At 72.0% G+C, this 16545-nt stretch carries 16 protein-coding genes; 4 read left to right on the top strand and 12 right to left on the bottom strand.

Going from position 1 to position 16545, the window contains the following annotated elements:
- Positions 1–12: 12 nt before the first annotated feature.
- Both WMF46_RS23590 and WMF46_RS23585 read right to left on the bottom strand, forming a co-directional pair.
- Positions 13–867: a formylglycine-generating enzyme family protein gene (locus WMF46_RS23590; protein ID WP_437987655.1), complete on the bottom strand. Its 855-nt coding sequence runs from the start codon at positions 865–867 to the stop codon at positions 13–15.
- 381 nt (positions 868–1248) lie between these two features.
- Positions 1249–2691, bottom strand: coding sequence for a hypothetical protein (locus WMF46_RS23585; protein WP_437987654.1), 1443 nt, complete (start codon positions 2689–2691; stop codon positions 1249–1251).
- A 130-nt stretch (positions 2692–2821) separates the two neighbouring features.
- Here WMF46_RS23585 and WMF46_RS23580 point away from each other — a divergent pair, with 130 nt between their 5' ends.
- Positions 2822–3673, top strand: coding sequence for an MBL fold metallo-hydrolase (locus WMF46_RS23580; protein ID WP_437987653.1), 852 nt, complete (start codon positions 2822–2824; stop codon positions 3671–3673).
- Between the two features lie 39 nt (positions 3674–3712).
- Here the strand turns inward: WMF46_RS23580 and WMF46_RS23575 are convergent, their stop codons facing one another.
- Positions 3713–4432: a DUF192 domain-containing protein gene (locus tag WMF46_RS23575; protein WP_437987652.1), complete on the bottom strand. Its 720-nt coding sequence runs from the start codon at positions 4430–4432 to the stop codon at positions 3713–3715.
- A 66-nt stretch (positions 4433–4498) separates the two neighbouring features.
- Here WMF46_RS23575 and WMF46_RS23570 point away from each other — a divergent pair, with 66 nt between their 5' ends.
- Positions 4499–5296 (top strand): peptidylprolyl isomerase, encoded by a 798-nt coding sequence (locus WMF46_RS23570; protein WP_437539435.1) that lies wholly within the window; start codon positions 4499–4501, stop codon positions 5294–5296.
- A 76-nt stretch (positions 5297–5372) separates the two neighbouring features.
- Here the strand turns inward: WMF46_RS23570 and WMF46_RS23565 are convergent, their stop codons facing one another.
- Positions 5373–6353, bottom strand: coding sequence for a lamin tail domain-containing protein (locus WMF46_RS23565; RefSeq protein WP_437987651.1), 981 nt, complete (start codon positions 6351–6353; stop codon positions 5373–5375).
- Positions 6354–6498: 145 nt separating this feature from the next.
- On the opposite strand from WMF46_RS23565, the gene WMF46_RS23560 reads away from it, so the two are divergent.
- Both WMF46_RS23560 and WMF46_RS23555 read left to right on the top strand, forming a co-directional pair.
- A complete protein-coding gene (locus tag WMF46_RS23560) occupies positions 6499–7050 on the top strand; it encodes a hypothetical protein (RefSeq protein WP_437987650.1) in 552 nt (183 codons plus the stop codon).
- A complete protein-coding gene (locus WMF46_RS23555; protein WP_437987649.1) occupies positions 7041–8708 on the top strand; it encodes a putative metal-binding motif-containing protein in 1668 nt (555 codons plus the stop codon). The genes WMF46_RS23560 and WMF46_RS23555 overlap by 10 nt, the downstream gene beginning before the upstream one ends.
- 66 nt (positions 8709–8774) lie before the next feature.
- Here WMF46_RS23555 and WMF46_RS23550 read toward each other — a convergent pair whose 3' ends face one another.
- The 8 genes from WMF46_RS23550 to truD form a co-directional block, all read right to left on the bottom strand.
- Complete coding sequence (locus tag WMF46_RS23550) at positions 8775–9761, bottom strand: hydroxymethylglutaryl-CoA lyase (RefSeq protein ID WP_437987648.1); 987 nt, start codon at positions 9759–9761, stop codon at positions 8775–8777.
- A 32-nt stretch (positions 9762–9793) separates the two neighbouring features.
- Positions 9794–11233, bottom strand: a complete 1440-nt coding sequence (gene purF, locus WMF46_RS23545; RefSeq protein ID WP_437987647.1) for an amidophosphoribosyltransferase — start codon at positions 11231–11233, stop codon at positions 9794–9796.
- Positions 11234–11490: 257 nt separating this feature from the next.
- Entirely contained in the window at positions 11491–12177 is a 687-nt protein-coding gene (locus WMF46_RS23540) for a hypothetical protein (protein ID WP_437987646.1), read from the bottom strand.
- A 117-nt stretch (positions 12178–12294) separates the two neighbouring features.
- The gene (locus tag WMF46_RS23535) at positions 12295–12768 is read right to left on the bottom strand and encodes a cyclic nucleotide-binding domain-containing protein (RefSeq protein ID WP_012236950.1); all 474 of its coding nucleotides are present in this window, start codon (positions 12766–12768) and stop codon (positions 12295–12297) included.
- A 68-nt stretch (positions 12769–12836) separates the two neighbouring features.
- Entirely contained in the window at positions 12837–13856 is a 1020-nt protein-coding gene (locus WMF46_RS23530) for an energy transducer TonB (protein WP_437987645.1), read from the bottom strand.
- A gap of 19 nt (positions 13857–13875) precedes the next feature.
- Positions 13876–14379, bottom strand: coding sequence for an ExbD/TolR family protein (locus tag WMF46_RS23525; RefSeq protein ID WP_437987644.1), 504 nt, complete (start codon positions 14377–14379; stop codon positions 13876–13878).
- Positions 14379–15146: a MotA/TolQ/ExbB proton channel family protein gene (locus tag WMF46_RS23520; RefSeq protein ID WP_437987643.1), complete on the bottom strand. Its 768-nt coding sequence runs from the start codon at positions 15144–15146 to the stop codon at positions 14379–14381. Before WMF46_RS23520 ends, WMF46_RS23525 begins: the two co-directional genes overlap by 1 nt.
- A gap of 58 nt (positions 15147–15204) precedes the next feature.
- Positions 15205–16467 carry a tRNA pseudouridine(13) synthase TruD gene (gene truD, locus WMF46_RS23515; RefSeq protein WP_437987642.1) on the bottom strand — a complete coding sequence of 421 codons (1263 nt, stop codon included), beginning with the start codon at positions 16465–16467 and terminating at the stop codon, positions 15205–15207.
- Between the last annotated feature and the right edge of the window lie 78 nt (positions 16468–16545).

Below are 16545 nucleotides of genomic sequence, written 5' to 3'. Positions count from 1 at the left end.
CCGCCGGCTCGCTCACTCGACGTCACGGCAGCACCGGAAGCCGGTCTCGTAGTAGCGGAACCCGTCCCCGTGCGCCGGGTTCGTGGAGCCGCACCGCGGCTTCGCGCCGCCGAAGCAGCCGGACCAGTAACAGCCCTTGAGGACGTGAGGATACTCGTTGACGTGGTATCGGGTGCGCACCACCCACTCCTCGACGTTCCCCGTCATGTCGTGGACGCCGAACGCGCTCGCGCACCCGGGTCGCGCGCCGCTCGGCTCGGCCTGGTACAGCGCCTGGACCTCGGCCAGCGCCTCGTCGGAAGGCCAGGAGCCGAGCGCGCCCTCGTCGGGCGCTCTCCACGTCTTGTTGTCGTTGCAGCGCTCCGCTTCGTGGGTGTTCCCGTACGGATAGACGGACACCTCGGGGCCCTGGCACGCCGTGTCCCACTCGTCCTCGGTGCAGAGGCGCTTTTCGCGCTCCTCGCACCAGGCGCGCGCCGAGACGGCGCTCTCCATGACGAGCGGCAGGGCGCCTTCCACGTTCGGCGCCTCGAAGCGATCGATGCAGTATCCCTGGACCTCCACCATGTCGGGCGGGCAGGGCGCCGGGGGCGTCGTGTCGAGGGGGAAGTCCTGCTCGTCGGTACCGCCGCTGCCTCCCCCGACGCCGCCTTCTCCAGGGCCCCCGCCGTCTCCCGCGCCGCTGCCTCCGCCCGATGTCACGGAGGCCGACGAGGCCGACGAGGACGATGCCGCCGCCGCGCCCCCACCGCCCGGGGTCTCGTCCACGCCGGCGCCGAGACCGCCGTCGCAGGCAGCGCTGAAGATCGCCACGAGCCCCAGCAGCGAGGTGAGCCGACCGGCGAGGGGGAGAGCTCCAGAGCGCATTGCGGGCTCCTCATCGAACAACGTGTCAGAGCGGCCGTCGCGCGTCGAGGGTGCGCTGCGCTCCCCGTGCTCCGCGCCGTGGTTCATCGCGTCAGAGCGTCCTCGACATCGACCTTCGTCCTCCGCCTTCCTCTCTCATCGATCCTCGTGGCGCTCGGACGGAGTCCACCCGCAAAGGGCGGCAACGCGCGACAGCGGTGCTCGGACGCGACAGCGCCGGGAAAAAGCAGTTCAACCGTTGAACCGCGACCGGGGTACCTTGAATGCCAGGAAGAGAAACTTCCACGTATTATTCGCTTCGTTGGTGCCGTACCGATCTCTCCTCCCGGGATTCGGGTTCTCGGTTCCGGGTTGCGTGACCTGGCGCGGCCGAGCGATCCGCTAGAAGCGGAGCTTACAGCGGAGGATCGCGCTCGGCGTGACACGCGCGGCGGTCAGCCGGCTCGCGCGCGCGTCGACGCGGACCTGGACCGCCACCGAGCCCGCGAGCGCGCGGCTCACCAGGTCGCGCGCGAGCAGCCCCACGGCGCCGGTCAGGTGCGACATCGCGGCAGAGCCAGCCAGGAGCGAGCATGGGATGGATCCAGACAGATCCATCGCGATCGCGGCGTCCGCGCCGTTGCGCTCGACGGTGCCCGTTCCTTTGAGCTTCAGCGCGCCGGCGGCGACCTCGACGCCGCTCAGCGCGACGCGCTGGCGGTCCGCGGAGAGGCGCGCGTCCGCCTTGACGGTCGTGGTGTTGCCGAAGAGGAGCCCGTCGAGCTCCCTGGGGTGGGGCAGGGTGAAGCCCTTCACCGTGAGCGCGATCGGCCCTTCGAGCGGCGCCTTGGACAGGGCGGTCCGGTCCGCCCCATCCGCGAGCCGCAGCTCGAGCGTTCCGGCGACGACCATCGTCGAGGCGCCGACGTCGACGCCGAGGAGCGCGCCCACGGCGGAGAGCGGCGTCGGCGCGAGCTCGATCGAGGCGCTCGGCGAGGGGCGCGGCCGGAGCTCGGCCCTGAGCGGCGCGGAGACGAGGTCCTCGCCGCCGACGCCCAGGGAGATCGACGCTGCGCCGATGGACCAGGCGATGTCGGTGCGCGCGATCTCCTTGCCGGCGACGAGCACGCGAGCCTGCTTCAGGACGCCGAGCTCCGGCCGCGGCGCGCCGGGCGGCGCGGCGGCGCCCTCGACCGGAGCGGCCGCGCGCCGCTCGAGGGCGCCGTCGGCCAGCGCGAGCACCTCCGGTCCGCCTTCGTGATCCCGGAGACCCAGGCGGACGCGGCCCGTGGTGAGCGGCAGCGCCGCCGCGCGCGGGCCGTACTGCGCGACCCACGCCGGCAGATCCTCCAGGGCGTCGGTCCCCACGAGGGTGAGCTCGACGCCTTCCATCGCGATCCGCGCGGGCGAGAGCCCGCGCAGCTCGATGGTGGCGCGCGCGACCGTGCCCGAGATCCCGCGCACCCCGAGGAGGGAGAAGCGGCCGTCGCGCAGGCGGATCGAGCGGAGATCGACGTCGATCTTCCCGGGATCGAGCGCGACGCCGCGCGCGCGGGCCTCGGCGATGATGCGCCGGCGGAGCGCGGGAGGACCGAGCACGACGAGCGCGGCTATGGCGGCCGCAACGACGGCGACGACCACGAGCGCCGCGATCAGGGCGCGGCGGCGCCGCTTGCCGCGCGCGCCTCGCGGCGCTCCGCCGCTCTCGCCAGGGGCGAGCGGCGCACCGTCCTCGCCGGGGGCGCGCGGCGCACCGTCCTCGCCGGTGGCGCGCGGCGCGGCGAGCGGCACCTCCGCGTCGGTGTCGGGGGAAGAGGCGGAAGCGGGGCGAGGGGAGGGCGCCACGAAGTGAGATCCCTGTAGCGTCGTTCGAGCGCCGTCGCGAGCGCTTCGCGCGGCTCGGCGCGCTTGCAGCCGAGCCCTCGCCTGCGCTACGGGTCACAGAGCCGCCTGTAGTCCGGTCCCGGAGCCCGGTATGAAGATCACCATCATCGCGAGCGGGAGCGGAGGCAACGCCACGCTGTTCGCTTCCCGCGGCACGCGGGTCCTCGTGGACGCGGGCGTCGGGCCGCGGGTGCTCGAGCAGTGCATCTCGGCGGCGGCCGCGGGCGGCGCGGACGGCAGGCTCCTGCCCGACGCGATCGTCATCACGCACGCGCACGCCGACCACGTCGGCGTGGCTGCCAGGTACAACAAGAAGCACAAGATCCCGATCTACGCCTCGGAGGCGACCGTGCGCGCGGCGGAGCTCGGCGATCCAGAGCGCGTCCGGGGCTTCTCGTCGCGCGAGCCGTTCGCGGTGGGCGCGCTCACCTTCTCGCCGAGGCCGCTGCCGCACGACGCGGCGCAGGTCGCGCTCGTCGTCGACGACGGCGCGCGGCGGGCCGCGCTCGTGACGGATCTCGGCGAGGTCCCTACGGGGCTCCTGGAGCACGTCGCCGGCTGCGATGTGGTGATGCTCGAGTCGAACTACGACGCGGGGTTGCTCGAGGCCGGCCCGTACCCGCAGCACCTCAAGCGCAGGATCCGCTCGGCGCGGGGCCACCTGTCGAACGCGCAGGCGTGCGAGCTGCTCGCGGCGCTGCCTGGCGGCACGCACACGGTCGCGCTGATGCACCTCTCCGAGGTCAACAACCGCCCGGAGCTCGCGCTCGACGCCGCCCGTGACGCGCTCGTCGGCCGGCGCACGCGCCTCGTCGCCGCGCCGCCTCGGGGGCCGCTCGTCCTCGACGCGGCGGCGCCGCCGGCCCCTCCGCCCGGCGCGGCGCGCTCGTCGCTCGGGCCGTCGGCTCCCCCGCGCCAGCTCGGTTTGTTCACGAGGATATGAAACGACGCTCCGGCCGAGGAGCCGCCGCTCGGGCGCGCGTCAGATCCCCTCGAGCCGCACCTTCTGGCCCGCGACGACGCCGTGGCGCCGCGCCCAGCCGGCGTTCAGCTCGAGGACGTACGTCGATGGACATCCGACGTCGAAGGTCGAGTCGTTGAGCGTCGGGGTGTTCTCCTCGATACCGACGATCGTACCGTCGCTGTCGATGAACAGCATGTCGAGCGGGATGCACGTGTTGTGCATCCAGAACGAGTGATTGTTCCGCTGCTGGAAGACGAAGATCATCCCGCGGTTCTCCGCCATGCTCGTCCTGTACATGAGGCCGCGGGCGCGCTCTTGCTCTCGCCTGGCGATCTCGACGGTGACATCGGGGGCCTTGGCCTCGAGGAAGGTCACCTTGCCGGTCGCGAGCTGGAAGGGGCCGGTCGGGTCCTCGGGGCACGCCGGATCCGGGCCCGTGAGCTTCGGAGACGGCCGCTCCGGCGTCGACGGCGTCGGCTGGATGCAGCGGCCGGCGTCCCGCTCCACGGTCGAGGCGGGCGGCGTCCCGGTCGAGGGGGAAGGCGCAACGTCGCCCACGTTGCTGCTGGGCGTGAGCGGGAGCGGCTCGTCGACGCGGCGCTCGCACGCGCCAAGGGCGATCCCGAGCAGCAGCGCGCCCAGGGCGGGAACGAGCGAGGCGAGCGCGGCGGGAACGGCCAGCGAGGCGGACGTGGTGGACGTGAACGGACGGGTCGCCAGGGCGCAGCGCGAGCTCATGCCGCTTCCTACCACGGCGACGCTCGTCCTTGACCGCTGGACCGCGACGCGGGAAATCGTCGCACGATGAACGCTCGAACCCTCGCCATTCAGTCCATCGCCACCCTCGCCACGCTCTCGGCCCTCGCGGGATGTTCGAAGACCCCGGAGCCCACGGCCGAAGAAGCGCCGAAGCCGAAGACCACGCCCGCGTCGACGGGGCTGGCCGGAGGCAAGGCGGAGACGGCAGAGAAGGAGCGCCCTCAGCCGCAGAAGCGCAAGGTCACAGCGAAGCCGGTCGCCGAGGTCAAGCCCAGCGAGGACGACCCGGTCAAGGGCAAGTGGACGCTCGACGACGCCACCAAGGGGCTCCCGCCGGGCAAGGCGTTGACCGCGTCGATCGAGACCGATCTCGGCACGCTGTCCTGCAAGCTGCTGGACGACAAGGCGCCCATCACCGTCGCCAATTTCGTCGGCCTGGCGCGAGGGATCAGGCCCTGGAAGACGCCGGAGGGGACATGGGAGAAGAAGCCCGCTTACGACGGGACCATCTTCCACCGCATCATCAAGGGATTCATGATCCAGGGCGGGGACGCGAAGAAGAACGGCACCGGTGAGGCCGGTTACGTCATCCCCGACGAGGTCTGGGAGGACGGGAGCCACGATCGCGCAGGGCTCCTGTGCATGGCGAACCGCGGCAAGAACACGAACTCCGCGCAGTTCTTCATCACCGACGCGGCGGCGTTCCACCTCGACAACGGCTACACCATCTTCGGTGAGTGCGGGCCCGAGGAGCTCGTCCACAAGCTGGCCGGCGTCGAGGTCAAGGGCGAACGCCCGGTCACCCCGCCGGTCATCAAGAAGGTGACGATCACCCGGCAGTGATCGGTTCGAGGCGCCCCGCTCCGCGCCCTGGCTCCCGCCGCCGCGCGGCGAGGAGCCGAGCTCGGAGCGGGCGCGCTCACGGGCAGTCGTTCTCTTCGCCGGGCGTCGGCGTGGACGCCACGGTGAAGCTGATGTCGAGCCACTCGCTCGTCTCGTCGTGCCCGCTGATGCCGTTGCCTTCGGTCAAGAGCTCCCCGAACTCGAGATCGCTACAGCGGACCATGCTCGACCCGCTGCCGGCGGCCGCGGCAGGCCGCTGGCTGCCGCGCGCGGTGTCATCGGCATAACCGGTCTTGCCAGTCTTGTACACGATCGCCGAGTTCCCCAGCTCCTCGCCCCAGATGACGTAATCGACGTCCTTGAGCGGGCTGCGCTCCGTGCCGTCCCACTCGAAGAGGATCACCATCTCTGCGCCGTCGGTGAGCAGCGCGCCGGATTGCGCCCCGAGGGCGCCGTTCGTGGGCGCGATCATGGGCGGCACGTCCGCCCCCTCGCAGGGGATGGGCGTCTCGTCCAGGGCGAAGTCGGCGCACCGCTGGTACTCGAGCTCGAAGCCGTCATCGCTCGCCAGCACGAGGCGCGCGCCCGCCGCGATCATGGTCCCGGGGGGGAACTGGACGAGGAAGTCCGTCCCTGCGCTGCCTGTCGGCGCGAAGGCGGTACCCGTGGTGATGGCATAATAAACGCTGTTGTCCGAAAGGTAGTAGTTGGTGAGGTCGATCTCGGCCTCGGTCGGGTTCCAGATCTCGATGAACTCGCCCGCTCCAGGTCTGACGGCGACCTCCGAGATCAGCAGGTGGCCGGCGGGCTCACCGGGGACCACGCCGCCGCCGCCGCCGTCTCCACCGCCCGCGCCGCCCGCGCCGCCAGCGCCGCCTTCACCGCCGCCGCCGGCCTCACCGCCGCCGCCGCCTTCGCCGGAGCTGCTCGAGGTGGTGCTGGAGGAGCTCGCTCCACCGCCTCCCGTCTCGTCATCGCCGCCGCACGCCATGAGGGGGGCGAGCGCCAGAGGGGGAGCTGCGAGGAGTGCGATGGTGAGCAGGTCGCGCGTGTGCATTGTTGAGAGATACATCAGAGCGCCGGCCAACAGGCAAGTGGGATTGCAGCCTGGGGGAAACGATCCACCGCTCGTCGTGGCGTCAGGACACTGCCATCGCTGCCAAATGCATGGCGGGCGCGCGAGGAATCGATAGCATGGCGACATGCGACGGTGCTCCTCGCTCCTCCTGACACTCCTCTGCGTACCGCTCCCTGGGCTCGGTCTCGCTGTCGGTTGCGGCCAGACAGTCATCGTGGACGATCCGTCCGCAGACGGCGGAGGCGGCGGCGAAGCCGGCGCTCCGCCCGTCCCGACCGGCGGGGGCGGCGGCTCGGACCCGGGGAGGGATCCGCTCGAAGAGTACGAAGACCCCGGCTGTCCCGACACCGGGCCGCCGATCACCGATTTCGCGTGCGATCCGTACGATCAGTCGAGCGACTTTTGCGCCCCGGGAGAGGGGTGCTTCATCTACGTGCAGTATCCGGACGAGCCGTGCGGGCAGGAGATCTACGGCGCGTACTGCGCGCCGGCCGGTCCAGGCCGACAGGGCGATCCGTGCAGCGGCGGCAGCCAGTGCGGCGCCGGGTTCGCCTGCGTGGTGACCGGCTCGGGCACCCAGTGCGTCGAGCTCTGCGCGCTCAGCGGCGACGACAGCTGCGATCCGGGGTTCGTGTGCGAGCCGATCGACGTCGCGGGGATGGGCGGATGTCTGTGACGACGTACGCCCTGGGTCGGCGCGCGCGCCGGAAGGCGGCGCTGGCGGCGGCCCTCCTCGGGACGGTTCTTGGCGGCGGGTCGCTCTCGGGAGGGTGCGGGGCGCGGACGGGGCTGAACATCCCGCCGCCCGCGCCGGAGTGCGAGGTCGACGCCGACTGTCCCGGCATCGAGGATCTCTGCAAGCCTGTGTTCTGCCAGCTCTTCCAGGCGGGGCAGCCCGACGGCGGCGCGGCGCCCTCGCCCGAGGGCGCGGCCCCGCGGCGCGGCGGGGAGTGCGTCGCGCTGGAGCCGGTCGAGTGTGACGACAGCGATCCCTGCACCAAGGACACGTGCGAGAGCGCGACCGGAGCGTGCGTCTACGGGCCGTCGACGCTCGACATCGACGGCGACGGCTTCCGCGCGGCGCTGCCCGGCACGATCCCTGGCGAGCCGCTCGCGTGCGGCGACGACTGCGACGACGCGAGCGCCGCGGCCTTCCCTGGGGGGATCGAGATCTGCGACGGCGTCGACAACGACTGCGACGGCACGGTCGACAACGGGGCGCGCTTCGTGCCGCTCGACACCGACGCGACCCGCATCTCGGGCGACATCGCGCCGGCCGGCTCTGGCGGGCTCGCCTGGAGCGGGGCGTCGTACGCGTCGCTCTACACCGGGACCACGCAGGGCTTCAACGTGTACCGCTCGATGATCAGCGTCGACGGGCAGCCGCTCGCGCCGGGCGAGGAGGTCATCACGCCGAAGAACGGCGACGCCTCCGGCGGGCCGATCGTGTGGGTCGGCGATCGGTACGGCGCCGCCTGGCAGGACCGGCGCGACGGCGACTACGAGGTGTACTTCTCCCTCCTCGACGAGGACGGCCAGAAGGTGGAGGGCGGCGATCGGCGGCTCTCGAAGGCGCCCGGCTTCTCCGTCAACGTGACGCTCACCTGGAACGACGCGGAGTTCATCCCCGTCTGGCAGGACGAGCGCAACGGCCTCTTCGATCTGTTCGCGCAGCGCATCGACATCGACGGCAACCCGATCGGCGACAACGTCCAGCTCACGGAGGCGTCGAACGGCTTCGGCAACGAGGCGCCCTCCGCGGCGGCCGGCCAGGGCGGCATCGGGGTCGCGTGGTCCACGGGCGACGCGGCCACGCACTTCATCCAGTTCCGGACGTTCACCGCCGAGCTCGATCCGCGCTCGGAGGTCGTCACGCTGACGACCGGCGAGACCGACGCGGTCTATCCGACGGTGGTCTGGAACCGCGATCGCTACGTCATCGCGTGGTTCGACAAGTCGGCGAGCCTCAAGGCCATCTACGCGGCGGCGGTCTCGGAGGACGGCGAGCTCCTCACGCCGCCCACGCCCATCTCGGACCCTGGGCCCTTCCGCTCCAGGTACCCGTTCCTGCGCCCGCTCGGCGATCGGCTGCTCGCGATCTACTCGGACGACCGCGATCAGAACGACGGCTACGAGCTCTACGCGGTCACGGTCAACGCGGATCTCGCGCCGATCAGCGCGGAGCAGCGGCTCACCTTCGCGCCCCGCGACAGCATCGGCCCGGTCGCGACGTTCGGGCCGGAGGGCGACGTGGGCATCCTCTTCCGCGACGATCGCGAGGGCGGCGAGCACCACGTCTTCTTCACGCGCCTCGGGTGCATCGCGGGCGACTGACGGCGGCCTCGCGGTCCGGGCGCGGCGCGTCGGTCGGCGACGGCCCGGCGCCCCGCTGGTCCCCGCTCAGTCCCGGGTCGGCTGGCGGCGCAGCCGGAACGGGCCGGCGCGGTGGACCTTGCCCGGGAGCGGGCGGCCGATGACCTGCTCGGCGACGTTCCCCGCCTCGATCACCTTGTCGAGATCGACGCCGGTCCGGACGCCCATCCCGTGGAGCATGAACACGAGGTCCTCCGTCGCCATGTTGCCCGCCGCGCCCGGCGCGTAGGGGCAGCCGCCGACGCCCGCCACCGACGCGTCGAAGTCGCGCACCCCGAGCTCCAGGCCGACCAGGATGTTCGCGAGCGCCGTGCCGCGCGTGTCGTGCAGGTGCAGCGCGAACCGCTCGGGCGGCATCGCGTCGAGGAAGCGGCGGACGATGTCGTGCGTCTGCCGCGGGGTGCCCACGCCGATCGTGTCGCCGAGGGAGACCTGGTAGCAGCCGAGGTCGATGAGCCGCTCAGCGATGCGCACGACCCGGGCAGGGTCGACGTCGCCCTCGTACGGGCAGCCCCACACGGTCGAGACGTAGGCGCGCACGGCGAGGCCCGCCTCGCGCGCCGGAGGGACGATCTCCGAGAACACCGACAGCGTGTCGTCGATCGATTTGTTGATGTTGGCGCGGTTGTGCGCCTCGCTCGCGCTCAGGAAGACGGCGATCTCGCGCAGGCCCACCGCCAGCGCGCGCTCGAGGCCGCGCGCGTTCGGGCACAGGGCGCTGAAGGTCACGCCCCGCTCCGCCGGGAGCGTCCGCGCGAGCTCCTCGGCGTCGGCGAGCTGCGGCACCCACTTCGGCGAGACGAAGCTCGTGATCTCGATCCTGCGGAGACCGGCGCCGACGAGCGCCGCGATGAGCCGCCGCTTGCCCTCGATCGGGATCATCGCCGCCTCGTTCTGGAGCCCGTCCCGCGGGCTCACCTCGTAGATCGAGACCTCGTCGGCGACGCGGGCGAAGAGCGGCGCCGAGGCGGCGGAGCGATCCGCGCTCTCGTGATCGGCGGTCCCCTCGGCCATCGGAGGACCCTCGGCGCCGGAGCGGGGCAGCGTCAACCGCTCACCATCCGTAGCTGCCGGTTCGGCGCGGCCGGCGTGAAGGCGATCGGGTAGCTCCCGGAGAAGCACGCGTGGCAGTAGCTCTCCGCCGACGGCCGCGCGCCCGAGGCGTCCGCGGCGCGCGCCTCGAGAGAGCGCACGCTCTCGACCAGGCCCTCCAGCGACAGGTACCCGACGCTGTCGGCCGTCAGGTAGCTGGAGATCTCGTCCACCGAGTGGCTCGAGGCGATGAGCTCCGACCGCGTGGGCGTGTCGATCCCGTAGTAGCAGGGCCATCGCGTGGGCGGGCTCGAGATGCGGACGTGCACCTCGCGCGCGCCGGCGTCGCGGATCATCTTGACGATCTTCCGGCTCGTCGTCCCGCGGACGATCGAGTCGTCGATGACGACGACCCGCTTGCCCTCGATCACCGCCCGGTTCGGGTTGAGCTTGAGCCGGACGCCGAAGTGCCGGATCGACTGCTGCGGCTCGATGAACGTGCGGCCGACGTAGTGGCTGCGGATGAGCCCCATCTCGAAGGGGGCGCGCGCGCGGTCGGCGAAGCCGATCGCCGCCGGCACGCCCGAGTCGGGCACGGGGATCACGACGAGATCGTCGCCGGGCTCGATCGGCTGCTCGGCGGCGAGGCGCCGGCCGAAGGCCTTGCGGACCTCGTAGACGCTCACGCCCTGGATGGTCGAGTCGGGCCGGGCGAAGTAGACGTGCTCGAAGATGCAGAGCTTGCGCGGCTCCTGCGCGAAGGGGAACTCGGAGCGCACGCCGTCGGCGCTGACGATCAGCATCTCGCCCGGCGCGATGTCGCGCACCTTGCGCGCGCCGATGAGGTCGAACGCCGTCGACTCGCTCGCGACCACGTGGGTGACGCCGCTCCCGCTCGCCATCTCGCCCAGGCAGAGCGGCCGGATCGCGCGCGGATCGCGCACGGCGATGAGCTCGCGCTCGGTCAGGAAGAGCAGGGAGTACGCGCCCTCCACCTGCGTGAGCGCCTCCGCGATGCGGTCGCGCAGCTCTTCCTTCTTGCTCATCGCGATGAGGTGGACGATCGACTCGGTGTCGCTCGCGGTCTGGTAGATCGAGCCGCGCGCCTCCAGCCGATCGCGCAGGGCCTCATGGTTCGTGAGGTTGCCGTTGTGCGCGACCGCCAGCGAGCCGCGCGCGTAGTCGACCCCGAGCGGCTGCGCGTTCTTGAGGTGCGAGCCGCCCGCGGTGGAGTAGCGGACGTGGCCGATGGCGCGATCGCCGGGCAGCGTCGCGAGATCGGTCGGAGAGAAGCCGGACTGCACCCGCCCCATGGCGCGGTGGCCGAAGAGGCGCTCCCCGTCGCTGCTGACGATCCCCGCGGATTCCTGCCCTCGATGCTGGAGCGCGTGCAACCCGAGGTAGGCCATGTTGGCCGCCTCGGGGTGGCCAAAGATTCCGAACACACCGCACATGCCGCCTATCTAGTACGAAAACGGTGCATGACCCACCGTCATGGCGATCTGTCGTCGATGATGAGGCGGCCGAGCGCCGGCGCAGGCTGGAAGTGGACGCTGGTGCGAGATCGGAGCGCAGGCAGGCCTCGAGGCCGCTCCTGCTGAAAGGTAAGACGGCTAACGAACGTCCGACGGGGACGGCGAGGAGGCTTCGCCGGATTCCGTCCTGACCCGCTGCTGGACGAGCGCCTCGCGCGTCGTCCAGGCGGCTCCCGTCATTTCGGGATGTTCCAGAGTTTCTCGATGATCTTGGTCTCCATGGCGTCGCCGTGACATGTGCCGCACTCCATGTCCTCCTTGTTCGCCCGGGCGACCTTGTTTTGGTACTCCTCCTCCATGAACGCCTGCAGGGCCTTCTTGTCCTTGCGGTTCAGGACGTGCTCGTTCCCGGCGTGGCAGCTGTCGCAGAAGAGGGTTCCGCCGCTCTCGCTGCGGAGCGGCACCACGAAGTTGCGCCACATCTCGCGGGCGATCTTCATGTCCCGCGTCTCTTTCTTGAAGTCGCCCTCGACGTGGCAGCCCTCGCAGGTGTCGTAGCCGAGCGCCTTCTGGAGCAGCGGCATCACCTTCTTCTTCTGCCCCGCCGGGAGCTTCTCGAGCTCGGGGATCTTCTTGAGGTTGATCCCGATCTTCTTGAGATCTGCCTCGAACTTGGTCGCCTGGAGCGGCGTCGACTTGGCGGGAGCCTCGTGCTCCTCCTCGTGCTCGTGCGCCTCCGCGGCCTTCTCCGGCTTCGCCGGCTTCGCGCCCTCGGCGTCGGCGGTCGCCTTGCCCTCGTCCGGGCTCGACTCGCCGTCGAAGTCGTTCTTGTCGGCCGCCGTCTCGGGCGGCGGCGTGCTGGAGCCACAGGCTCCTGCGAAGGCGCCCATCCAGAGCGCGAGGGCGAGCGCTGCGTGCTTCATTCTGGCTGCCATAGTCCTCCAAGGAACGTTGAGTTCGAGCCGAACGGCCGCCCCCCGTGCGGCAGGCCGCGCCGCGCTGGCGCGCTCCCACGGTCGCCGGGCGATCTGGCCGGCACTCTACTCGAATTTGCCTGAGACGGAGAGGAACGTGAGCTTGTTGTTCGTCTCGCGGAGCCGCTGGACGAGCATCCGGACGACGTTCCAGAGGACCTCGTACGCGAGCTCCTTGTGCAGGAAGAGCAGGTCCTCGAACGCGTCCTTCGACACGGTGAGCAACCGGCAGCGCTCGTGGACGCGCGCGTCGGCGGAGCGGGGGGCCTCGTCGAGCAGCGCCATCTCGCCGAACACGGCGCCCGGGCCGAGCACCGCGAGCGCCTCCTCGCCGATCCCGGCGATCTCTCGGCTGATCCGCACCTTGCCTTCGAGCAGGATGTAGAGCTTGTCGCCCGGATCCCCGTGCTGAAAGATCTTGGTGCCGAGGGCGTGCGTCTCTTCGCTCGCGACGCGCGAGATGAGCTCCAGCGCGGCCGGGGTGAGGCCCTTGAAGAGAGGGACCTTCGAGAGCTGCTCGATCCGTTCGGGGACGATCACAAGCCGCCGACGAGGATAACCGAGGCGAAGGGCGCGGAGCGAATTTAAAGGGAGCTCGCGGCGAGGAGCTAGCGCGTAAACGTCACCGTGATGGGCGGCGTCGTGGCGGCGATCGAGGCGCCCGAGCGATCTTTGCCGGGGTTGTAGCGACGGCCGAGCGCGCACATGCGCGCGGAGCGACCGAAGCCGTGTCCAGGATCACTGACGACCTTGACCGAGAGCGGGCTGCCGTCGGGGCGCACCGTGACCATGAGGACGACCTTCGCCTGGTCGATCTGGTCGACGTCGGCCTCCGGAGGGAAAGGACAGTTCCAGTTGCTGCTGCCGATCAGCCCGGGTGGCGCGGAGCGGTCCGGCCCGGCGGGGGGCGGGGGCGGGACGGGGTCGCCCGTGCCCTTGCCGCCGACGACGCCTCCGACCTTCGCGTTCGGGTTGAACGTGGGGGTCTTCGCCGTGCCCGCGCCGGCCACCTGGCCGTAGCCGACGCCCTGCCCCTCGCCGCTCGCGATCCCCTGATCGGTCATGTCGAGGACCTCGTCCGGATCCGGCTCTTTCGTCAGGACCTTCGAGGCCTCGGCGGCGGCCGGGGGTGGATCGTACGGGTCGTCCTTGGGCGGCGGGGTGTTCGCCTGGGGAGGCGGCGCGACCTTGGGGACGGGCTCGGGCTCAGGCGCCGGCGGCGGCGGCTCGGGCTCCGGCGGCTTGGGCGCCTCGACCTTCGGCGGCGGGATGTCGACCTCGTAGATCGCCCAGAGGTAGTCGTGGATGCCTGTGCGCATCTCCTCGACCACGTGCCGCATGTCGCGCAGCGACCCCGAGACGATGGCCCGGGCTGAGGCCGCGCCGTGGCTCGTGACCGCCAGCGTGACCCCGAGAACGGCGCCCACGCGCGACGCGCGGTCGCCGAGGGCGAGCACCGCGGCGAGCGGATCCGCGCCGCGCCGGCGATCGCCGGCGCGGGAAGGCGCCGGCGAGGCTGGAGGGGTCGAGGGCTCGAGGGCGCCCCCGGGCTCGGCGCCGCTGCGCTTGCCTCGGCGGCGCCCGTCGTGGACCGCCCCCGCGGCGCGATCGCTCGTGACCTGGCTCATAAGGTCTCGCTCGGCGCGCTCACGGCGCGGGGCTCGGGGTTGCGGGCGCGGGGGCTGCCGGGGGAGGCGCGGCGGGGGAACCCGGCGCCGCACCCGGGGCCGCGCCGGCCTCGGGCGCGATCGGCGTCACGCCGAACGCGATCTTGGAGACGCCGGCCTGCTTCAGCAGATCGAGCGCGCGGATCACCCGGCCGTGCGGGACCGTCGTGTCGGCGCGGATCACGGCGCGGAGCTCCGGGTTCTTCGCCTGGGCCTCGCGCGCGATCGGCAGGATGGCGTCCTCGCTCGCGAGCTTCTTGCCGTCGGCGAGCGTGTCGCCGTTCGCGTGCAGCTCGAGCCCGAAGATGAGCTGCACCTCCTGCCCCTGCGCCGCCTTCGGCAGGTCGAGGGGGAGCGACTGCGAGACGATGATCTTCGCCGTCACCATGAAGATGATGAGGAGGACGAGGGTGATGTCGACGAGCGGCGTGACGTTGATGCCGCTGATCATCTCGTCATCGTCGTTGCGGCTCGTGGCGGCCATCAGCGCTCCTCCTCGCCCGCGCCGCCCTTTTTGTGCTCGTCCTGCCGCGCCGCCCTCGCGGCCTTGCCGCGCGGCTGCTCGACGGCGGCGGCGGGCGCGGCACCGGCGAACGCCGGATCGATCTTGAGGTGCGCGAGCAGGACGCGCGTCAGCGCCTCGGTGTTGGCGAGCGTCGACTTGATCATGCGCTGGAAGAAGTTGTTCGCGGCGACCGCCGGGATGGCGACCGCGAGGCCGACCGCGGTCGCGACGAGCGCCTCGGCGATGCTCGACATGACCGCCTGCGGCGCCATGGCCTGCGACGTGGCCTGCGCCACCGGCGTCTTCGCCGCCTGGCCGAGCGCGTCGAAGGCGCCGACGACGCCGATGACGGTGCCGAACAGCCCGATGAACGGCGCGTTGTTGCCGAGCGTGCCCAGGTAGGCGAGGCGCCGCTCGAGCTTCATGCGCTGGAGCGCCGCGGCGCCGGCCATGGCCTCCTCGGCCGCATCGGGCCCCTGGTGCGCCACCGCGAGGCCGGCCGCGACGACCGCCGCCTCGGCCGAGGGCGAGGCGTCCATCCGCCGCCGCGCCGCCTCGATCGAGTCGTCGAGGGACGTCTTGAGGTCCCGCGCGAGGACGGTGAGATCGTCGCGGAGCGACCAGAAGAACCAGGCGCGCTCCAGGATGATGGCGACCGAGACGACGCTGAGGGCGATCATCAACCACATGACCCAGGCGGCCCCGAATCCGACCATGATGCGCTGCAGCCACTCGACGAGGTTCATCTTGTTCCTTGGTGCCTTTCCGATGGGGGGTGGGGGGGAGCCGCGCTTCGAAGAGCCTCTACGGGTCGACGGCGGGCTGCCCTTCCTCGACTTCGTCCCCCTCCGGAGGAGGGGCGCTGCCCGCCCCCGGCCTGCCGATGGAGGGCCGGGGGGCGGAGGCGTCGACGAGCTGGAAGACTCGCCCAAGGACGGTCGTCGCGTAGCCGCCCTTCGGTAGCACAAACGAGACGACGATTCCGTGCCGTACATCCGGATCGTCCGCTGCTCCTGGCGTGGCGGCGCTCACCGCCGCCTCCCCGGCGGCCGCCTCCAAGGTGGATACCTCGAGGCCGTCCACCTCCAGGCGCAGCGGGCGCCGCGTGCCTTCTCCGGCGTGGGCGAACGCGTCGAGCCTGCGAGGGTCGCCGATCGCCGCGGTGAGCACCTCGCGCTCCAGCGCGCCCGGGGCGCCCTCGGGCCAGCGCATCTTCCGGCCGAACATCGGGCCCGTCGCCGAGATCGCGAGCGCGGCGGCGCGCGCCTCGGCGTCCGCGAGCTCCGGGCCCTCGAGCGGCACGAGGAACAGCCCGCCGCTGTCGCGCTTCTTGGCGAGATCGCCGGGGAGCACGGCGCTCCAGGTGCCGTCCGCCTCGCGGCGCGCGAGCACCTCGTTGAACCAGAGCGACTGGAGCGCCGAGAAGAGCAGCCGCTGCTCGCGCTTGTCGCGGGGCCCGCGCTCCCGGCCCGCGATCCACGCCAGCGCGCGCTCGGGGTTGTCGCCGTTCCTTCCGAACCGCTGGGGCCCGAACGCGTTCGGCACGCCGGCGCGGCCGATCTCGGCGAGGCGGCGCTCGGTGAGCGGGAGCGCCGCGGGAGCGATGCCCCGGAGCGCGATCCGGAACCGGTTGCCGAGGAGGTGCCCCGGCTTGAGCTTGTTGTCGTGCCGGGCGACGGCGAGGACCTCGATCCCGGGCAGCTCGGCCTTCTCGAGCAGGGGCGCCGGATCCTGCGCGAGGGGGAGCTGGAACGATGCGGTCTGCGTGGTGATCGCGTGCCGGTCCTTCATGCCGGCGAAGCCGGCGCCGCCCGGGTCGGCCCCGAGCGCGAGCGCGATGGCCCGGACCGCGTCGAGCGTGGTGCGCCCCGTCTTGCGGAAGGTCACGAACACGTGCTCGCCGCGGCCGCTCGGAGCGTAAGCGGGGAGCTCCTCGACGATGAAGTCGGCGGGGGAGCTCCGGAGCAGGGCCGTGGGAAGATCGCCGGGCGAGCCCGCGGGCGCGGGGAGGTCGCCGCGCGAGCCCGCGGCCGTGGCGCCGGCGGCGGGCGGGACGGTGGCTGTCATGGGAGCGCCAGCGTGACCGAAATCGCCCGGTCGTCCAGCGCCAGCAGCGCGCGCGTCCGGGCCCGCCTCCGCCAGCTG

Source organism: Sorangium sp. So ce117, assembly GCF_051524395.1.
Classification (GTDB): Bacteria; Myxococcota_A; Polyangia; order Polyangiales; family Polyangiaceae; genus Sorangium; species Sorangium cellulosum_B.
This window is presented reverse-complemented; position numbering and strand designations above follow the sequence as displayed.

Coding starts and splice junctions, on each gene's coding strand:
- WMF46_RS23520 (WP_437987643.1), bottom strand. CDS start 15,146: ATGAACCTCGTCGAGTGGCTGCAGCGCATCATGGTCGGATTCGGGGCC.
- WMF46_RS23540 (WP_437987646.1), bottom strand. CDS start 12,177: ATGAAGCACGCAGCGCTCGCCCTCGCGCTCTGGATGGGCGCCTTCGCA.
- WMF46_RS23560 (WP_437987650.1), top strand. CDS start 6,499: ATGCGACGGTGCTCCTCGCTCCTCCTGACACTCCTCTGCGTACCGCTC.
- WMF46_RS23575 (WP_437987652.1), bottom strand. CDS start 4,432: ATGAGCTCGCGCTGCGCCCTGGCGACCCGTCCGTTCACGTCCACCACG.
- WMF46_RS23525 (WP_437987644.1), bottom strand. CDS start 14,379: ATGGCCGCCACGAGCCGCAACGACGATGACGAGATGATCAGCGGCATC.
- WMF46_RS23530 (WP_437987645.1), bottom strand. CDS start 13,856: ATGAGCCAGGTCACGAGCGATCGCGCCGCGGGGGCGGTCCACGACGGG.
- WMF46_RS23570 (WP_437539435.1), top strand. CDS start 4,499: ATGAACGCTCGAACCCTCGCCATTCAGTCCATCGCCACCCTCGCCACG.
- WMF46_RS23590 (WP_437987655.1), bottom strand. CDS start 867: ATGCGCTCTGGAGCTCTCCCCCTCGCCGGTCGGCTCACCTCGCTGCTG.
- WMF46_RS23580 (WP_437987653.1), top strand. CDS start 2,822: ATGAAGATCACCATCATCGCGAGCGGGAGCGGAGGCAACGCCACGCTG.
- WMF46_RS23565 (WP_437987651.1), bottom strand. CDS start 6,353: ATGCACACGCGCGACCTGCTCACCATCGCACTCCTCGCAGCTCCCCCT.
- purF (WP_437987647.1), bottom strand. CDS start 11,233: ATGTGCGGTGTGTTCGGAATCTTTGGCCACCCCGAGGCGGCCAACATG.
- WMF46_RS23555 (WP_437987649.1), top strand. CDS start 7,041: ATGTCTGTGACGACGTACGCCCTGGGTCGGCGCGCGCGCCGGAAGGCG.
- truD (WP_437987642.1), bottom strand. CDS start 16,467: ATGACAGCCACCGTCCCGCCCGCCGCCGGCGCCACGGCCGCGGGCTCG.
- WMF46_RS23550 (WP_437987648.1), bottom strand. CDS start 9,761: ATGGCCGAGGGGACCGCCGATCACGAGAGCGCGGATCGCTCCGCCGCC.